At 47.4% G+C, this 19,308-nt stretch carries 17 protein-coding genes and 2 tRNA genes; 10 read left to right on the top strand and 9 right to left on the bottom strand.

Features of this window, described 5'->3' with window-relative positions:
- The first annotated feature begins 108 nt into the window (after positions 1–108).
- Together M1D30_RS06355 and M1D30_RS06350 are read left to right on the top strand one after the other, a co-directional pair.
- A tRNA-Lys gene (locus M1D30_RS06355) sits at positions 109–181 on the top strand.
- Between the two features lie 107 nt (positions 182–288).
- A complete protein-coding gene (locus tag M1D30_RS06350) occupies positions 289–744 on the top strand; it encodes a low molecular weight protein-tyrosine-phosphatase (RefSeq protein WP_248507502.1) in 456 nt (151 codons plus the stop codon).
- Here the strand turns inward: M1D30_RS06350 and M1D30_RS06345 are convergent.
- Together M1D30_RS06345 and M1D30_RS06340 are read right to left on the bottom strand one after the other, a co-directional pair.
- Complete coding sequence (locus M1D30_RS06345) at positions 727–999, bottom strand: type II toxin-antitoxin system YafQ family toxin (RefSeq protein WP_248507500.1); 273 nt, start codon at positions 997–999, stop codon at positions 727–729. The genes M1D30_RS06350 and M1D30_RS06345 overlap by 18 nt on opposite strands.
- Positions 996–1,250 carry a toxin-antitoxin system protein gene (locus M1D30_RS06340; RefSeq protein WP_248507498.1) on the bottom strand — a complete coding sequence of 85 codons (255 nt, stop codon included), beginning with the start codon at positions 1,248–1,250 and terminating at the stop codon, positions 996–998. The genes M1D30_RS06345 and M1D30_RS06340 overlap by 4 nt, the downstream gene beginning before the upstream one ends.
- A gap of 232 nt (positions 1,251–1,482) precedes the next feature.
- On the opposite strand from M1D30_RS06340, the gene M1D30_RS06335 reads away from it, so the two are divergent.
- Positions 1,483–1,857 (top strand): thioesterase family protein, encoded by a 375-nt coding sequence (locus M1D30_RS06335; protein WP_248507496.1) that lies wholly within the window; start codon positions 1,483–1,485, stop codon positions 1,855–1,857.
- A gap of 67 nt (positions 1,858–1,924) precedes the next feature.
- Here M1D30_RS06335 and M1D30_RS06330 read toward each other — a convergent pair.
- The 4 genes from M1D30_RS06330 to M1D30_RS06315 form a co-directional block, all read right to left on the bottom strand.
- Positions 1,925–1,997: transfer RNA gene (locus M1D30_RS06330), tRNA-Lys, on the bottom strand.
- A 134-nt stretch (positions 1,998–2,131) separates the two neighbouring features.
- A complete protein-coding gene (locus M1D30_RS06325) occupies positions 2,132–2,884 on the bottom strand; it encodes a DUF2490 domain-containing protein (RefSeq protein WP_248507494.1) in 753 nt (250 codons plus the stop codon).
- Between the two features lie 14 nt (positions 2,885–2,898).
- Positions 2,899–3,582, bottom strand: a complete 684-nt coding sequence (locus tag M1D30_RS06320) for a DUF4956 domain-containing protein (RefSeq protein ID WP_248507492.1) — start codon at positions 3,580–3,582, stop codon at positions 2,899–2,901.
- Positions 3,583–3,687: 105 nt separating this feature from the next.
- Positions 3,688–4,437 carry a VTC domain-containing protein gene (locus M1D30_RS06315; protein WP_248507490.1) on the bottom strand — a complete coding sequence of 250 codons (750 nt, stop codon included), beginning with the start codon at positions 4,435–4,437 and terminating at the stop codon, positions 3,688–3,690.
- 151 nt (positions 4,438–4,588) lie between these two features.
- Here M1D30_RS06315 and kdsA point away from each other — a divergent pair, with 151 nt between their 5' ends.
- From kdsA to cls, 4 genes are read left to right on the top strand one after another with little or no spacing between them, the layout of a single operon-like run.
- Entirely contained in the window at positions 4,589–5,350 is a 762-nt protein-coding gene (gene kdsA, locus M1D30_RS06310) for a 3-deoxy-8-phosphooctulonate synthase (protein WP_248507481.1), read from the top strand.
- Positions 5,347–6,294, top strand: coding sequence for an SIS domain-containing protein (locus M1D30_RS06305; protein WP_248507480.1), 948 nt, complete (start codon positions 5,347–5,349; stop codon positions 6,292–6,294). Before kdsA ends, M1D30_RS06305 begins: the two co-directional genes overlap by 4 nt.
- A 16-nt stretch (positions 6,295–6,310) precedes the next feature.
- Entirely contained in the window at positions 6,311–10,066 is a 3,756-nt protein-coding gene (locus M1D30_RS06300; protein WP_248507478.1) for a two-component regulator propeller domain-containing protein, read from the top strand.
- Positions 10,063–11,358, top strand: coding sequence for a cardiolipin synthase (cls, locus tag M1D30_RS06295; protein ID WP_248507476.1), 1,296 nt, complete (start codon positions 10,063–10,065; stop codon positions 11,356–11,358). The genes M1D30_RS06300 and cls overlap by 4 nt, the downstream gene beginning before the upstream one ends.
- Positions 11,359–11,401: 43 nt before the next feature.
- Here cls and M1D30_RS06290 read toward each other — a convergent pair whose 3' ends face one another.
- The gene (locus M1D30_RS06290) at positions 11,402–13,606 is read right to left on the bottom strand and encodes a tetratricopeptide repeat protein (protein WP_248507474.1); all 2,205 of its coding nucleotides are present in this window, start codon (positions 13,604–13,606) and stop codon (positions 11,402–11,404) included.
- A gap of 15 nt (positions 13,607–13,621) precedes the next feature.
- Positions 13,622–14,548, bottom strand: coding sequence for an ABC transporter substrate-binding protein (locus tag M1D30_RS06285; RefSeq protein ID WP_248507472.1), 927 nt, complete (start codon positions 14,546–14,548; stop codon positions 13,622–13,624).
- Between the two features lie 105 nt (positions 14,549–14,653).
- Here M1D30_RS06285 and radA point away from each other — a divergent pair, with 105 nt between their 5' ends.
- The 3 genes from radA to pgk all read left to right on the top strand — a co-directional run bounded on the left by radA (position 14,654) and on the right by pgk (position 18,562).
- Positions 14,654–16,042, top strand: coding sequence for a DNA repair protein RadA (gene radA, locus M1D30_RS06280; protein ID WP_248507470.1), 1,389 nt, complete (start codon positions 14,654–14,656; stop codon positions 16,040–16,042).
- 104 nt (positions 16,043–16,146) lie between these two features.
- Positions 16,147–17,244: an AAA family ATPase gene (locus M1D30_RS06275; protein ID WP_248507468.1), complete on the top strand. Its 1,098-nt coding sequence runs from the start codon at positions 16,147–16,149 to the stop codon at positions 17,242–17,244.
- 46 nt (positions 17,245–17,290) lie between these two features.
- Positions 17,291–18,562 carry a phosphoglycerate kinase gene (pgk, locus tag M1D30_RS06270; protein WP_248507466.1) on the top strand — a complete coding sequence of 424 codons (1,272 nt, stop codon included), beginning with the start codon at positions 17,291–17,293 and terminating at the stop codon, positions 18,560–18,562.
- A 155-nt stretch (positions 18,563–18,717) separates the two neighbouring features.
- Here the strand turns inward: pgk and M1D30_RS06265 are convergent, their stop codons facing one another.
- Positions 18,718–19,293 carry an L-threonylcarbamoyladenylate synthase gene (locus tag M1D30_RS06265; protein WP_248507465.1) on the bottom strand — a complete coding sequence of 192 codons (576 nt, stop codon included), beginning with the start codon at positions 19,291–19,293 and terminating at the stop codon, positions 18,718–18,720.
- Positions 19,294–19,308: the final 15 nt, after the last annotated feature.

Genomic DNA, 19,308 nt, shown 5'->3' with positions numbered 1-19,308 from the left:
CTCAAAAAAAAATAAAAAAAGTTGCCGTAAAATTTGGTAGTTTCCCAAAAACTCCGTACCTTTGCACCCGCAATTCAGCAAGAGAGCTGAACAAGTACACAAAACGTTGCACCCGTAGCTCAGTTGGTAGAGCACCTGACTCTTAATCAGGGTGTCCAGAGTTCGAGCCTCTGCGGGTGTACAAAAGGAGAGGTGAACCACAATGGTTTACCTCTTTTTTGTTTCATATAACAACGGACAATAACCGCGAACTGACAGCGATGTCGTTCGAAAAATCAAGATAAAATCATGCATAAGATTCTCTTCGTGTGCCACGGAAACATCTGCCGCAGTCCGATGGCTGAGTTTGTGATGAAAGACCTGGTGAGCAAAGCCGGACTGGACAGCGAGTTCTATATCGAGTCGGCTGCCACTTCGACCGAGGAAATTGGCAATGGCGTCTATCCGCCTGCCCGTCGCAAACTGGCTGAGCATGGCATTGGCTGTGCTGGCAAGACGGCCCGTCAGATCACCGCTGCCGACTATCGCCGCTTTGACCTGCTCATTGGCATGGACTCGTGGAACATTCGCAACATGCGTGCCATCTGCGGTGGCGATGACGAGGGAAAAATCAAGATGCTAATGGATTATACCGACCGCCCGGGCGACGTGGCCGACCCATGGTATACGGGCAACTTCGAGGCTACGTGGCGCGATGTCCTCGAAGGATGCACCGCCCTGCTGGCGCTATTTAAACAGCTCTGAGTGAGAGCCAAGTCTTACAAGTTCAATGATGTCGGTCTCTTCGTCAATCCAAATCAGAAGAAAGTCGCCTTCTATGTGACATTCCATACAGCCTTTGTATTCACCGAGGAGCATATGTGGTTTATACTCTGCGGGAACAGGTTGCTCATTCATCAACATTTTCAGCACTTCCTTTAGTGCTTCAACCTTTTTGGGATTATTTCTGTATTTCTTATAGTCTTTCTTATACTGGGTTGTAGGTTGAAGTTTTTTCATTTATCCGAATCTAAATCCTTAAAGAGTTCATCAACACTATCATAAACCTTGTTGGGGTTCTTACCTGACTTAGCTTCCTTAATAGCGGCTTTAGTCTCCTCGTTAGGTTCATCAAATACAATACCGAGCAGCACGCTCTCAACATAGTTGTTAAGCGTCCTGTTCTCTCGTGCGGCATTTCGCTTTAATCCCTCTAAGAGGTCAGCCCTAAGTCTGAATGAAGCGGGCTTTCTTGTAATCGTTGTTGCCATACTATGTAATTCAATTGTAATACATTCGATTGCAAAGATAAGACAATTATCCGAAACCTCCAAGGATTTATGAATATTTTATCTGTTAAGTCTAACTGATATTGCCATGAGGCAGAAAATCATTCTCTTCATAATTATATAGCTTTTGTTTGGGTTTTCTGTTTGCAAAAGTACGAAAAAAGAATAAAAATTGCTATCTTTGTGCCCAAATATTACAATACTTTAAGAAGAAATGATTGAGATTGGATTAAAACATACCAGCGAGTTGACGGTTACTGATGCTGTCACCGCTGTTCGAATGGGCTCTGGCGACATGCCCGTATTGGCCACGCCTGCCATGCTGGCTTTGATGGAGAATGCGGCCATGCTGGCCGTTGCCGACGAACTGCCCGAAGGTAGCACTACCGTTGGCGGACATATTGAGTCATCGCATCTGAAACCATCGAAGGTTGGCGACAGGGTTTCTGCCACGGCCGAGGTGACCAAAGTTGAAGGCAAGAAGATTGAGTTCAAAATCTCTGCCTATGCTGGCGATGCACTTCTTGGCGAGGGCACGCACCTCAGGTTCATCGTCGACAGAGAACGCTTCATGTCAAAACTTGGATAATTAAAAGACTATAATCAAATACAAACAAAAAAAGCAGGCCTTAAAGGTCTGCTTCTTTGTTTCTTAGTACACCCGCAGAGGCTCGAACTCTGGACACCCTGATTAAGAGTCAGGTGCTCTACCAACTGAGCTACGGGTGCAACGTTTTGTGTGCTTGTTCAGCGCTCTTGCTGAATTGCGGGTGCAAAGGTACACATTATTTGCGTAACAGCCAAATTTTTCGGAGTTTTTTTTTGAAAAACAACGAAAAAAGAGGAATTGAGCGGGGTTTTACCTAAAATTTATAGGTATAACCCACACCCAACACATGGAAATTGCCTTCGTCGGCATCGCTGTCGTAATAGCGCTGGTAGATGTATTTGGCATCGAAAGAATGATGCTTGTCCAAGCGGATCTCGGTGCCAACACCATAACGAATCTTCTCGAGCGAACGGGCCACGGTACTCTCGGCATTGATATAAGGACGGAACGTGCGCGTGAGCTTGTACTTCAGCATCAGACGATTGCGCCAGACGTTCTTGCCTTTGCCGTTATAGGTCTTGTCCTTCACCTTGCCGCTGTTCACATTGGTGCGGCCCACGGTGACCTCGGGGCGGTAGGTGTATTGCCAACGCTCGCGAAGCGAGATGTCGAGGCGCCCGATGCTCAAAGAACCGGTGAGCGAGGTGTTGAAGCGGTGGCGCGTGCCCCAGTATTCGGCCAACTTATCGTGGTCGTCGTTCCACTTCTCGTTGTTGTCGCGGAGCAGTGTGTAGCCGGCCGAGAGTTTCAGCCAACTGGTCATCTTATAACTTGCATCGGCACTCAGACTCCAGCGGGACAACTCGCTGCTGTTGTCGCGTGTGCGAAGCTCTGCCCCACCCTGAACACTCCAGCGAGAGTCTATCTTTTTCTCAACATTCACCTCGCTCCATATGCCGAAATCATCGTCGCCCTGAGCATATGCAGATGCAGCGAAAAACGCCAGGAAGAGGACTGCGACGAGTCGACTCTTCATGCTACGGATGCCTAAAACAAAATTCTTCATGCTACGGATGTTTATTACACGTTTCTCCATTGCGACTTGCGAACTTTAAACTGTCCATCAACCTCGTTGGCCTTGCCCGATCCGTCGTAGGTGACGCGCAGCACCACGGTGTCTTTCAGGAAATCGAAACCACCCACTTCCACCTTCCTGATCTTCAGTCCGGTGCGCTCCTCAAGGTCGGCAATGAGTTTCTCTTTGTTCTCGGGCTTGCACAGCTCGGGACGGTCGTACTGAATGAGTTTGGTGTTAAGAATCTTCAGACTGCGTTCGCACATCACGATGAAGCTCATCACAATAGCATCGATGATGGCCAACTTTAGGAGGTCTAACAATATGGCGATGCCCCACTCGCTCTCGGCATCGAACATGGCGTGAACCACCGACAGGCAGATGATGATGAAGAGGTAGGTCATCTCGCGTACGGGCATCGTGTCGGTGCGATAGCGCATGATGCTGAAGATGCCGAACAGGCCGAGACCTACGCCCATTGTGGCTTTGCCGCGATCCATGCCCATCATGAAGAACACGAGGAAGAAGATGGCCACCGACATGAGCATGAAGGTGAAATAGAAATCACGGCGGCGCGACTTCTTGTAGTAGAGTCGGTCGATGATAACCCAGTTGACCAGCATGCACAACGCGAATCGGAGAAGTGCATAGCCAAAATCACTCACGAAGAAATTAAAAATGTAGTCCATTAGTTTTATTTTTTACCTTAAATTATTATTCTTTACTTATCTCTGATTTTGCCACAATGTAACAATATAACAGTATAACATTAAGCATATATTCAGTGCGGGGCCTTAGTCCTTTGCTGATAATATCTTCTCAACGTCGCGCAACTTCTGGCGGAAGCGGTTTACGGGCAGCGACTGATTGGTGAGGGCGGCACCCATGCAGTATTTACTGAAACCGTGGGGATGGATGTGCAGCTGGCGCAGCATCTCGAGCACGGGCGAGAAGACGAGTCCGTCGCGCTTCAACTCGATGATAACCAGTTGGCCCATGTCGCGGTCGGTGTTGGTCTGCACGTTATGAAACTGCAGGGCGGTGTCGATGGTGAGGCGCTCGGTCTTGGCCTTGTTCACCAACGTGACGCGACGGAAGTAATTATGCATGTGGGGTATCAGCGTGTCGACATTAAACCGAAGATGCGAGGCCAAGAATTCTCTTTTACCTTCATCGGTTAAGTCCATGTCTTTCACCTCAATACGCTTCTTCTTGGTACGTCCATGATTGTTCTTTGTCTTCACCTCCATAAACTGCAGGTGACTACTCACATAGGTGCGGAAGCGAATCTTCTGACGGTTGGTATGGCCACACTGATGCTGGCGATACATGGCGAATGTGTCGGTATCGTAGTAGGTGGTATCGTACAGCATGTTTCGCTCGCCGTCGATATCCTGAACGTAATAGTCGGATTGGGCCATCGCCAGCAGTTTCCTCAGCATAGGGAGCGTCGTCACGAACTTGGTGTCCGTGCGATTCATCAGTTTTACACTGCTCATCTCGGCCAAAGTAATTGGGGCGAATGATGCCAGTAAATCATCCATATTCAGCTTTTAGTTATTTGAAATCGCTGCAAAAGTACACATTTTCGCAGAATTGTGCAAATAATTTCAGTGTACAGTGCATTTTTTCGGATAAATTTTTCAAAAATTCATATGAATTGTTTATCTTTGCACATTGGAATTATACATATTTATGGAGAACAAAATAAAGTTTATTGCAGGGCCCTGCGTTATTGAGTCGGCCGAGTTGCTGGACACAGTGGCAAGGAAATTGGTTGACATCAATGAGAAGTTGGGCACAGACATTATATTCAAGGCCTCGTTCGACAAGGCCAACCGCACATCCATCCACTCGTTCAGAGGTCCTGGCATTGAGAAAGGACTGCAGATGCTGGCCGACGTGAAAGCAAAATACGGATTGAAGTTGCTCACCGACATTCACGAGGCTTGGCAGGCCGAGCCTACTGGTCAGGTGGTTGACGTGATTCAGATTCCCGCTTTTCTTTGTCGTCAGACCGACCTTCTGGTGGCTGCAGCCAAAACGGGCAAGACGGTGAACATCAAAAAGGCGCAGTTCCTGGGCGGACGCGACATGCTGTATCCGGTAGAGAAGGCTCGCGAGGCAGGTGCTGCCGAGGTGTGGCTCACAGAGCGCGGCAACATGATGGGATATGGCAACCTGGTGGTTGACTTCCGAAACATCAGCGATATGAAAGAGATTGTGCCTACGGTCATCATGGACTGCACGCACAGTGTTCAGCGACCCGATGCCAAGGGCGGAAAGACGGGCGGCGACCGCCGTTTCGTGCCCTCAATGGCACTGGCTGCCAAGGCTTTTGGTGCCACTGGCTATTTCTTCGAGGTGCACCCCACCCCGGACCAAGGTCTGAGCGACGCAGCTAATATGCTGGAGCTGGACAAGTTGGAGAACCTGGTAAAACAAATTATCGCATGACAACAAGAGAATACGGCATACAAGCTATCAAAGACGAGGCGGAAGCCTTGCTGGAGTTGATTCCTAAGATGGACGAGAACTTCGACCGGGCCGTCGATCTGATTCTGCAGTGCAAGGGAAAGGTGGTGGTGACGGGCGTCGGCAAGAGTGGACACATCGGCGCCAAGATTGCTGCCACGCTGTCGTCAACGGGCACGCCCTCGTTCTTCATCAACCCGCTCGATGTCTTTCACGGCGATCTGGGCGTGATGACAAGCGACGATGTGGTGATTGCCATCTCGAACTCGGGACAGACGGACGAGCTGCTGCGATTCATTCCCATGGTATTGCACACCAAGATTCCTATCATTGGCATGAGCGGCAACCCTAAGTCGCTGCTGGCCAAATACTCTACGTATCACCTCTATGTGGGCGTCAGCAAAGAGGCATGCCCACTAAACCTGGCTCCAACGAGTAGTACCACGGCCACGCTGGCCATGGGCGACGCGCTGGCCATAGCCCTGATGCAGAAGCGTAACTTCCGCCCGCAGGACTTCGCGCATTTCCATCCGGGCGGCGAACTGGGTAAGCGTCTGCTGACAACGGCGCAGGATGTGATGCGAGCCGACGAGTTGCCTGTCTTCGCACCGGAAACGCTTCTGGGAACGGCTATCATGCTGGTGAGCGAAGGTAAACTGGGACTGGGTGTGGCTCAGGTGGACGGCAAGATTGCCGGACTAATCACCGACGGCGACATCCGTCGTGCCATCGAACGCTGGCAGGCCGATTTCTTCAACCATACGGTGAGCGACATCATGACGCGCAAACCTAAAACGGTGAGCTTAGAAACAAAAATCACAGAAATACAACGCATCATGCAGGAATATAAGATTCACTCTGTGTTGGTGGTCAGCGACGACAACCGACTGCTGGGTGTGGTCGACCACTATTCGTGCATGATTTAGCAAGAAGATAAATAGTATGAAAATCCTAAGAAAGCTTATATTCATTCTGCTGACAGTCATCGCACCACTACATGTCATGTCGGCCGACTATGTGTTCAAGATACTGGATGCAAGGCAGGGTCTTACATCGAGTCAGGTGAACTGCATCTTGAAAGACTCGCGCGGCTTCATGTGGTTCGGCACACCCGCCGGACTCTATCGTTACGATGGCTATATCTATAAGCACTTCCAGTGCGATTCGCAGGACGGCTCGTCGCTGCCCGACAGCTATATCGAGAGTATTCAGGAGATGGATGGCGATCTTTGGATTAAAACGCCTGCAGGCTACTGCATCTATCATCCGCAGTCTGAGAGCTTTGAGCGCGACATGCGACTGGTGTTCTCGAGGATTGGACTGAAAGAGGTGCCTTCTATCATCTATATCGACCGACACAAGAACCTGTGGGGATACATCCCTGGGAGGGGCACCATCTGCTATAACACGCAGCAACAACTGCATTTTGAGTTTGGTTATACCAACGACGCTAACGGCATCCCTCAAGGAAACATCTGCTCGATTGGCGAATGTAAGGATGGCACGGTGCTGGTGTACGACGACGGACGTATGGCTTGTTGCGAGGTGATTCCCCAACAGCACGTGGTATGGAAAAGTACGGAGATTGCTCAGCAGCACTTGAGAAACACCAAGACGCTTCGAGTATTCGCCGACCAGATGGACAACTTATGGCTCTACGGTCAGGGCACGCTGTTCCTCTATAACAAGAAAACGCATGAATGGAACACGCACATTGGCGACGAGTTGGGACTGTCTAGCGTGACCGTCGACCACGCTGTCAACTCGATTGGCGGCGACCGCAGCGGCAATGTTTGGGTGGGCACCAACCGTCATGGTCTGGTGAGAATCAACGTGAACACGCATGCCATGGAGTTCGTCACCATCAAAAGTATGAGTCCGTACCGAACGGCCAGAAGTAATGTCGGGGTGCGTAGCATCTATGTGGACGACACGGACCTGCTTTGGGTGGGCACCGCAAAATCGGGTGTTGCCTATACAGGACAGAACATCTATAAGTTTGAAGCTTCTGCGTTGGGCGACATTACAGCGCTGGCTCAAGACAATACAGGCAAGGTATGGTATGGAACTAGCGACAACGGACTGCTGGATTACAACGGACGATTGGCCAGTCTGAAGGTGTCGGCATTGGTCTATACTAACGACGGAAGCTTGTGGGTTGGCTCTATCCAAAACGGACTGACAAGGATAAAGAACGGACAGTCAACCATCTACTCGGTGGCGCAGGACAGCACACGTCGCACACTGATAGACGACCACATCAACGCGCTCACAGCCGACAAGATGAACAATCTTTGGATAGCTACCGATGGCGGACTGCAGGTGTATAACCCGCGCACAGACCAGTTCTCGAGCTACACACGCGAGAATGGTAAAATAAGAGTGAACAACATCACTTCACTCTATTATGCTAAGGGCAACAAGATGCTGATTGGTACGTCCGAGGGACTTATCATACTTAACATCTCGACCTCTGAGATGAAGTATCTCACAGGCAATTCTACCAACCTGTCTAAATTCACAAACAACTATGTAACTCAGGTGTTCGAGGACTCTCGTGGACTGATTTGGGTGGGTACGCGCGAAGGTGTGAACATCTATAACCCAGAGAACGATATCTTGGACTACCTGACCGAAAAGAATGGACTCTGCAACAATAATATCTGCGGCTTTGCCGAGGACAAAAACAAAAACGTCTGGATCTCTACGAGCAATGGTCTATGTCGTATCGTAACGCAAAGAAACCACGAGGACGGAACATATAACTTCGGTTTGTACAACTATACTCATGCGGATGGTCTGCAGAGCGACGAATTTAATCGCGGAGCCATGATGGTGAATAATGATGGCAATGTTTATTTCGGTGGTCTGAATGGTATTAACTGGGTAAGAAAAAGAACGGCCGATGAGACAGAGAGTCTGCCGCGAGTAATGTTGACGCAGTTCTTCATTGGTGAAGAGGAGATATTCACTGGACACGCCTACGACGGCAATGTGCCTCTGCAGCAATCTCTGAACGAAAGTAGCAGAATTGAACTGAATAGCGACCAAAACACATTTACCATCAAGTTTGCTGCTGGCAACTACAACCTGAGTGAGCGCCTGCAGTTCATGTACATGATGGAGGGACTGGACAAGACCTGGCACGACGGTGATGCCATGAAGCACGGCGTCACGTTCACCGATCTGCCATCGGGCACATATAGACTACATGTCAAGGCCATCAGCGCCGAGGGTGCGGTGAGCAATCAAGAGCGTGTCATTGAAATTGTCATCAGAAAACCTTGGTTCCTGCAGTGGTGGATGCTGGTGGTCTATGCCATCATCCTGATTGTTGCCGTATATCTCTGGAAGCAAGGCATGAACGAACTTCGTGCTCTCTGGAAAAAGAAGAACGCCATTCTCGTTGAACTGGCCCGACAGAAGGAGGAAATCAAGGCGGCAAGCGACGACCTGCGTCAGCCTATGTCGAGAATGACGACAATCATCATGAATCTCTCGGAAAAGGAAAGTACTCTTGAGGAACGCGAACAGTTGAACACACTCCACTCGCAAATGCTGCAGGTCATCACCCGAGTGAGTGATATGCAAATGGCCCTGGAGAATCCTCAAGAAAAAGCCAAGAAGAATGTCCACCGCTTCTATGAACTGAACAGTAATGGCGAGATGAGTCTGCCTGAGGTGCTCAACGACGAGCTGACATCAGAGATTAGACCTTATCAGTCTGAGCTGCCATCGGCGAAGTTCCGCGTGGTGTTTATCGATGGTAACCAGGAGTTCACACAGTTCGTTTACTCAAGACTGAAGTACATATACGATATCCATCCCTACGACAACATCCATAAAGCTGCTGCCGAGATTGAGTCAATGATGCCCGACCTGGTGATTTGTAAACAGAACATGGAGGGAATGACGGGTAGCGAACTGTGCAATAGCATCAAGATGCACCCCACCCTCAACAAGATTAAGTTCGTGTTGATGACAGATACTAAGTTGTCTGGACAGGAGATGATTAATCAGAACATCACAATGGCTGCCGACGACTATCTGGCTAAACCATTTAATATTCAGGAGGCCGTGATGCGATTCAATAAGTTGTTGGGAATTGGACCGTTCGAGGTAAACAGCGACTTGATAGAAGGTGCTGAGACAAGACAGTTGGAAGACAGGAACTCGAGTATGACCACCGCTACGGAAAGCATGGACCTTGCCACTATCAGTGCTTCGGGAACCATCAATGAGGATGAGATGTTGAGGGCCGTCAGTCTGCGCGTTGTAAAGAACCACAGCGACGACGCAATAGAAAGCAACTATCTCTTTGGCAATGATCACGACGAAATGCACGAAAAATACAGCATGTCGGATTCAATGGACCAACAACTGTTGAACAGTATTGAGCAGTATGTACAGCAAAACATGAATCGAGGCACCATCAATCTCGAAGATATGGCGGCAGCAATGGGCATGAGTATGAAACCCCTGTTCCAAAAGGTGCGCGAAATTACGGGCAGAACACCTGCCGAGGTGGTGCGCGACCTTCGACTGAAGCATGCCTGCATACTACTGCAACGCACGAATATCAACATGAGTGAACTTGCCAATCATGTGGGATTTGCCACGGGCGAGCACTTTATCAATATCTTTAAGGAAAGATTTGGCATGTCGCCATCAGAATACAGATTGAAATACAGGAAATGAGCAATAACACACACATGCGAATCAGGGCAATCATCATTGCCCTTGTTTCGTGTTGCGTCTGCATAAACGCACAGAATAACGAATCACTTTCTTCTGACTCACTTATACAAAAGCAACTGGAGGACTATGGCATCACGTTTACAAAGAACAACAGTGTAGCACTCCTTTTATCGGGACAGGAGAAGTTTGATGACATGTTTGAAGCCATTCGTCAGGCTAAGCACAGCATTCATTTGGAGTATTTCAATTTCCGCAACGACTCTATCGCCATGCTTTTATTCGATCTCCTGAAGCAAAAGCGACGCGAAGGTGTAGAGGTCAGAGCAATGTTCGACGGTTTTGGTAACGACTCGAACAATCAACCGCTGAAGAAACGCCATCTGAACGTATTACGTGCTGACAGCATCAACATCGTGGAGTTCGACCCAATCCGCTTTCCATGGGTGAATCACATCTGGCCCAGAGACCATCGAAAGATTGTGGTTATAGACGGAAGAATTGCCTATACGGGCGGTATGAATGTGGCCGACTATTATATAAAAGGTACGGAACAGGTGGGTGCGTGGCGTGATATGCATTGCCGACTGGAAGGTGGTGTGGTCAATGACCTGCAATTAATCTTTGCGCGCATCTGGAAGAAAGCCACAGGCGAGGACCTTTCAATTCATCCCCAATATTTTCGTGCCTACGAACAGGTGGAGGCCATAGGACTGAAAGCAGACACAACGGCTACGAGGGGACAGAAAACGGTGGGAATCATCAACCGAGAGCCTCGAACCACCAACGATGTGATGCGCTATTTCTATGTTAACGCCATAGACGATGCGAAGGACTCTATTCACATCATCAACCCCTACTTCACTCTGATTCCATCTGTCAGCAAAGCCATTAAACGGGCCATTAAGCGAGGTATCAAGGTTGACATCATGCTCTCTGCCAAAAGTGATATCCCACTCACGCCAGACTGTGCCTTCTACAACGCTCATAAACTGATGAAGAAGGGAGCTAATGTATGGCTCTATCAACCAGGGTTCCATCACTCTAAGATTATGATGGTAGACGGAAAATTCTGTACCGTTGGCAGCACGAATCTGGATGCGCGAAGCATGCGCTTTGACTACGAGGAAAATGCCGTCATCATAGATAAATGCACAACAAAGGAGTTGGACGACATGTTTGAACGCGACAAGAAAGAGAGCATTTATCTGACACCCGAGACCTGGAAGAAGTTTCGTACACCCTGGCAACGCTTCAGGGGGTGGTTTGCTCACTTGCTGAGACCATTCCTATAAAAGACAAATAGGTTGCCTTTAACAAAAGGCAAATAACCTTTTACTATAGAAAGTTCACAGCATCAAGCATCAACAGAACATCCATCTGACTAATATGATGTCGGCGTAGCATTTCGGCTTTTTCTACAAGAAACATTTCTCTGAAATCAGTAGTCTCACCTGCCGTTTTGCGTAGTTCCACATACTTTTTAAAAGCTTTTAACGCCTCGTCATTCTGCTTGGCAAACCAAAGGCAGAAAGCGTAATTCTTGAGATCATCAGCCTGATTTTGCTCACCCGACAACAATTGTTCGTACAACGATAGAGCTTGTTCATACTTGTCTTGTCCTGTCAGGACTTCGGCCAAACCACGTTTTACGTATAAGTCATCTGGATACTCGTAATTAAGCTTATACAGATATTTTTCGGCCTCATTATAGCGATACATATTGCTGAGGCTGTAGGCCAGATAAAGCATATAGCTCTTCTTCTCGGGCTGAATCTGCAACAACTTTTCATAATTCTCGATGGCTGCTGCATAACAACCTAAATCAAAAGAAGCACGAGCAAATCCAGTCATAGCTCGCTCGTCGTCAGGATTCAATTCTAAGGCCTTACGGAAGCAATCGGCAGCGTGAGCCAACAAGGATTTTTTATGCCTACATATGCCACCTTTCATCATATAGAGCTGATAGTTATACTGCTCTTGGGGTATCATTTCCAAAATACGGAGCGCATCGTCAGCATGCTGGCGCTTGATAAGAAACGATGCCACTTCCTGAAAATGCTTTTTCAGAGGCGTCGTGTTGAATAAACTGCAGGTAAAAAACAGCAAACTCCTATCCTTTCCGAACGGGTTGGGAAACTCAAATCTCTTGTCAAAGATATTGTAGAAACGATAAAGGTCCTGAAGATATATGCGACGAATATAAGCAGGCATCTTCTTTTCCTCAGGATCTACCTCACCACCAACAGGCATTGGTGTGGCTGCGCCGTTGTCCATCATCTCGATCATCTTTGAGGGCAATTGGTTTCTCACTTGTTCAAAAGCTAACACAAGTGAATACTTGTCGCTATCACAAAAAGACCCTACATCAGCTATATAATGCAGCATCTTACTTCCCTTGGCTTTCTCCCATGAATGTGCAATGGCAGGATGGTTTGGCATAAAAGGGGCAAACCAATTCGAGATGTCCTGGAAAAAGGGAAAACGCTTCATCTGACGGAAGCCAGAATAATAAATGTCGGCACCTTGTTTCTGCATGTCGGCCATTCGTTTCATACTTTTCTCCATTTTCTCCATATCACGCTCCAACGCCTCAGGATGAAGAATATCCTCCAGACTATCCTCGTCCATATCAAACTCCCCACCCTGCGACATCTGAATACGACTGCCATTCACCAAATCGGGCATAATTTCATCGTGAATAGTCTTCTGATCGTTGTCCGTGTCTATGCAATAATACAACTGCATCTGAAGTTCCGTCAGTTCCTTGCAATTCAAATCGTCTTGACATATCGTATTCACTATCTCGACAACCTCAGGAAATATTTCTGCTTCAGATGAATCGACTGCCAACACCCAGCCAACCAGTGCACGCTGACGCACATGATTATCAGAGGACTGCTGATATAGCGTAGTCAGCACCTTGAACTTATTAATATCAAAGGCGTTTTGTAATGACAATGATATGGCGCTGATAATCATCAATTGGTCGTTGACATCAATTGTGGGAGCCAAAAGTAAATCAACAAAAGCATCACACAAGGAATCTTTCCATAGATGGGATGTAAGAATGTAATCAAAAATATCATTCACCAACTGCTGATGACGCGTATTTAATTCCATCCGTTTCTTTTGTTGAACATGCTGAGGTTCCAGCTCCAATAATACAGAGTCTGATACATATGCCTCTAAATCACTTTTGATAGATGCGACTGCCCATTCTGTGCGCACTATCCGCGGACGTTTGTATACTCCCTGCAGATACGGACTCTCCATAAAACGTTCGTGCAGGTCTCTGTTGACAACAAGTTGATATAACCGGTGCAACAACTGACGATAAAGCATAGGACGCTGCGGATCATCAAAACCACGCCTCCAATAGTCTGCCATCAGCTGATAGTCATTGCGTATTTCTGTCAACTTGTCCAGATCTATTTGGGTGGGGCGAGTCGACAGATATATTTCCATGGCATTAATAGCCTCACCAAGGCGTTGGCGAGATATGTAATTGACTATCAAACGGAGTTGTTCGTTTTTGTGCATATGATGCATTCTTCTTTAGTGATTCAACCAATTAACGGCCCGGTCCACATCATTTTGCATAGGCAGATGAGAGGGAGAGAACTTGTAATCGGAAGGGATGGAGTCTACAACAGATGACTTCACCCGACAACGATTACGAATGAGGTCTCGATAGCCACCAAAACCATATTTATTAATTGAGTCGCAAGCCTCGTCATACGACTTAAGGAATGCTTCTACCTGACTCTTGCGGAGTGTAGCGTCAGCAATAGCTGTATCGTTCATCACCACCACACCCATATTAATATTATTATGACGTGTGTCATAAAGCACATTTACATCAAGTTCGCTAGCTGCAGATGCCAAAGGCTCGGGCAGAAGCAACAAATCCATCACTTGATTTTCAAGCATACTGTATCTGACACCCAAATCATTCACTTGTATCTTGAAAACATGGTCTTTTTCGCGGATAAGTGCCGTATCTACTAACATATCCACTAACATGTCGGTTGCCGAATAACGACTCATCGCCACCATCTTGTTTTCCATCTGATTCAGGCGTTTTACACGAGCCATCTTTGAAGCTACGAGTTGCCAATGAAGATCTGTTGAAGTGAGGTAAGACAGTAGCATACCCTGCTTCTTCAGTCTCTCTGCTCGCACCAAATCGGTTGCCATTGCATCTACCCAACCACCCGTCAAAGCTGTGTCGCAATCCATTTGGGCCGCATAAGAATAAAGACTAACACTAGCACCATTTCGAGCGAAAATACCGCGTTCGGACGCAACATAGATGGGCAAGCAGTCGAGCGTGGGCATCACGGCTATCTTTATCATAGCAGAATCATTGACCCAGGCTTCATAGGCCTCGTCGGCAAAGGATACTGCCTTGATATCTTCTTTTTTGCAAGCATTAAAGAACAGCAATATTGTAGCAAGCAACAAAAAACAGATTTTTCTCATTTCTAAATAAATATGCAATTATAGTCGCAATTTGAATGCAAAAGTAATAAAAAGTTTTGTAACCACGAAAATAATTAGTAATTTTGTACCATAAAACAAGGACCTATGGCAAAAGACAAGACAGCATACGTCTGCGAGAATTGTGGACAGGAATCGCCAAAATGGATTGGCAAATGTCCTGCTTGTGGACAATGGAACACTTTCAAGGAAATCAAAATTTCGGCCGACTCAGCTCGTCAAACTGCCACATCGGCAGCAGCCAGCACGGCTCGTTCGCTACTTAGCAACAAGGCTATGCGCCTGCGCGACATTAACAGCAAGGATGAAGTGCGAATTGATATGCATGACGGCGAATTGAACCGTGTGCTTGGTGGCGGACTTGTTCCAGGCAGCATTGTACTCTTGGGCGGCGAACCAGGCATTGGCAAGTCAACACTTCTGTTGCAAACCATGCTGAGTCTTAACGAGAAACTTATTCTCTATGTCAGCGGTGAGGAGAGCGCCCACCAACTGAAGATGAGAGCAGAACGTATATCTCCTAGCAACTCACACGATAATTTTCTGATTCTGTGCGAGAACTCACTAGAGAAAATCTTTGAGCATATCAAGGAAGAGAAGCCCGAACTTGTGGTCATCGACTCGATTCAAACCATCGCCACCGAAGATGTAGAGTCATCGGCTGGATCGCTGGCTCAAGTGCGCGAATGTGCGGCTTCGCTACTACGTTTTGCAAAATCTAGTGGCGTACCCGTCATCCTCATTGGCCACATCACCAAAGAAGGCACGTTAGCGGGGCCAAAGATCTTGGAACACATCGTCGATACGGTCATTCAGTTTGAAGGTGATCAGCATTATATGTATCGCATTCTGAGAAGCATTAAGAATCGATTTGGAAGTACCAGTGAATTAGGTATTTATGAAATGCAGACAAATGGGCTAAGACAGGTGTCAAACCCATCCGAATTACTTCTCACACAAGACCACGAAGGGCTCTCGGGCATAGCTATCTCCAGTGCCATAGAGGGCATCCGACCATTCTTGGTTGAAACACAAGCATTAGTATCATCTGCAGCATATGGCACTCCACAACGTTCTGCCACGGGATTTGACCAAAGACGTTTGAACATGCTTCTAGCAGTATTGGAGAAACGCGTAGGATTCAAACTGATGCAAAAAGATGTCTTCGTAAATATTGCTGGCGGACTAAGAGTTACCGACCTGGCAATGGACCTAAGCGTTATCGCAGCCGTACTATCATCAAATGTTGATACACCAATTGACAACACCTGGTGCATGGCTGGTGAAGTTGGACTGAGCGGTGAGGTTCGCCCCATCAACCGAATTGAACAACGTATAGCAGAAGCAGAGAAACTGGGATTCCAGCACATCATTATCCCACGCTATAATCTTCAAGGTATTGACCACCACAAATTCAACATAGAAATTCATCCAGTACGTAAAGTGGAAGAGGCCCTAAGAGCATTATTCGGATAAGAAACAAAAGTATCAAAGGACAAAATATTTTTATGTCGACAAATGTTTGCACATTTGAAGAATAATGCGTACCTTTGCAACGCAAAAGAAACATGTATCACGCAATGGACGATATCAAACGCATAGTTCTCACAGGTGGACCTTGCGCTGGCAAGACAACTGCCTTGGTGCGCATTATCGAGCATTTCTCCAGTCTCGGTTTCAAAGTCTTTACAATCCCAGAGGTTCCTACCCTTTTCACACAGGCAGGCATGAATTACCTGACCAAGAACCAAGGATTCTTCTATGAAGGCGAGAAAGCTACTCTTGAAATACAACTAGCACTTGAGGATAAATTCCTGCGAATGGCCCAGGAGTGCAAACAACCGTGTATCATTGTATGCGATCGCGGTGCAATGGACATCTCTGCATATATGGCCCCAGAGACTTGGGACAGCATTACTCGTGCTGTTGGCACATCAACACCTGAGTTGCGTGAGCGATACGATGCAGTGTTGCATTTGGTCTCTGCTGCTGATGGTGCCGAGCAATATTACACCACGGCCAACAATGCCCAGCGTTATGAGCAAATGAATGAAGAGGGATTGAATATTGCTCGTGGACTGGACAAGAAGGTTATTCATGCATGGACTGGTCATCCACACCTGCGTGTCATCAACAATCATGACGACTTCGATTGCAAGATGAATCGCGTCATCAAGGAGATTTCAAATGTGTTATGTCTGCCTCAGCCCATCGTAGAGGAACGGAAATACATTGTGGAGCTTAACGGTCAACTGCCAGATGATAGTATTCAGAGCGAGATAACTCAAACCTATCTAAAAGGCGATCCTGACGCAGAGATTCGTCTGCGAAAACGCTGCTGGGGACAAAAGCAGGTGTTTGTACATACAACAAAGAAGCAAACCTCTGAGAAAGAAGAGCTTGTCACCGAGCGACAAATAAACAATAGCCTCTATGAGATGATGCTAGGATTAGCCGACCCTGAGCGCAACACCATCCACAAGATTCGTAACAGTTTCATATGGAAAGGACAATACTTCGAGGTAGACACCTATCAAGACCAACTAGCGGGCCTCATCATTCTTGAGACAAAGGGCATTGCCGAGGGAGAGCCCGTAAAATTCCCGCCTTTTCTCAAGGTGGTAAAGGATATAACTGGCAACGAGGAATATTATAACTATACCCTCGCCAAGAAATAGAGAAAGAACAAATTATCATTTATACACATTAAATTTATTGTTAATTATGACTATCAACGAATTCAACTTTGCCGGTAAGAAGGCAATCGTACGTGTAGACTTCAACGTACCCCTCGATGAGAATGGTAAGATCACAGACGACACCCGTATCCGCGGTGCCCTGCCTACCCTGAAGAAGATTCTGAATGATGGTGGTGCTACTATCATCATGAGCCACATGGGTAAGCCCAAAGGTAAGGTAGATGCCAAGAAGTCACTCGGTCAGATTCGCGAGGCTGTTGAGAAGGCTCTGGGTGTTCCCGTTGCTTTCGCCCCCGACTGCGCTAAGGCTGCTGATGCTGCCAAGGCTTTGAAGATGGGTGAGGCTCTGCTGCTTGAGAACCTGCGTTTCTATCCTGAGGAAGAGGGTAAGCCCGTAGGTATCGACAAGGCTGATCCTGCATACGACGAGGCTAAGAAGGCCATGAAGGCCAGCCAGAAGGAGTTTGCTAAGACTCTCGCTTCTTACGCTGACTGCTACGTAATGGATGCCTTCGGTACAGCTCACCGCAAGCACGCTTCTACCGCTGTTATCGCTGATTACTTCGACGCTGACAACAAGATGCTCGGTCTGCTGATGGAGAAGGAGGTTCAGGCTGTCGACGCCGTTCTCTCTAACATCAAGCGTCCTTTCGTTGCCATCATGGGTGGTTCAAAGGTATCTTCTAAGATTGGTATCATCGAGAACCTGCTCGGTAAGGTTGATAAGCTCATCCTCTGCGGTGGTATGACATATACCTTCGCTAAGGCTCACAACGGTGAGATTGGCGAATCAATCGTTGAGCTCGACAAGCTGGATGTTGCTCTGGGTGTTGAAGAGCTTGCTAAGAAGAACGGTGTAGAGCTCGTTCTGGGTTCTGACTGCACAGCTACTAACGGTCTCGACTTCGGTACTATGAGCGTTAAGGCTGGTGCTGAGATCATCACCTGCCCCGCTAACAACGTACCTGCTGGTTTCGAGGGTGTTGACGCTGGTCCTGAGAGCCAGAAGGCATTCGCCGAGGCTATCAAGGGTGCAAAGACCATCCTGTGGAACGGTCCTGCTGGTGTATTCGAGTGCGATGCCTTCACCGCTGGTTCACGTGCCATTGGCGACGCTATCGCCGAGGCTACCAAGAACGGTGCATTCTCACTGATTGGTGGTGGCGACTCTGTTGCTTGTGTAAACAAGTTCGGGCTTGCTGATCAGGTATCTTACATCTCAACTGGTGGTGGCGCTCTGCTCGAGGCTATCGAGGGTAAGGTTCTCCCTGGCGTAGCAGCTATTAAGGGTGAATAACCTTTATTAATTGCATATGATGTTACCAATAAGGTAACAAAATTATATTCATTGAAAAGGGGGCTGCCCAATCGGCAGTCCCCTTTATCTTTTAGAAATTGATATATTAATCGGTGATCTCAGATAGTAAAGATAGAAGATATTCTATTAACTAACTATTTTCTGATAACCGTTACTTCACCCGTAGGGCCAAGTTTGATGATACTCGAAGGCTTGTGAGGCTTATGCTCCTGTCGGCGTGTCCAGCACACATAATCCACTTGTTCAAGTATGCGAGGGTCAATATCTCGGTAGTTTTGAGCAGCTGGTTCTCCACTAATATTGGCCGAGGTTGATACAATAGCTTTCTGGAATCGATAACAGAGTTCGTGTGAAAAACTCTCGTGCGTAATACGAATACCGATGGAACCATCCTCAGCAATAAGGTTAGGTGCAAGATTAACCGCACCATCAAGAATCAGCGTAGTGGGTTTATCTTGGTCCATACAATCGATAAGCTGCCATGCTACATCTGGGACATTTCGTACATAACGCTGAAGTCGAGCATCACTATCAACAAGACAAATAAGAGCTTTTGAATCGTCACGCTGTTTTATCTGGTATACACGCTTCACAGCCTCAGCATTTGTCGCATCACAGCCAATTCCCCATACGGTGTCGGTTGGATAAAGAATCACACCACCTTTGCGCATCACTTCGATGGCATTTTTAATATCTTGTTCCTGTGTCATACTTATATATAAAGA

This window comes from Prevotella sp. E15-22 (assembly GCF_023204875.1).
Classification (GTDB): Bacteria; Bacteroidota; Bacteroidia; order Bacteroidales; family Bacteroidaceae; genus Prevotella.
This window is presented reverse-complemented; position numbering and strand designations above follow the sequence as displayed.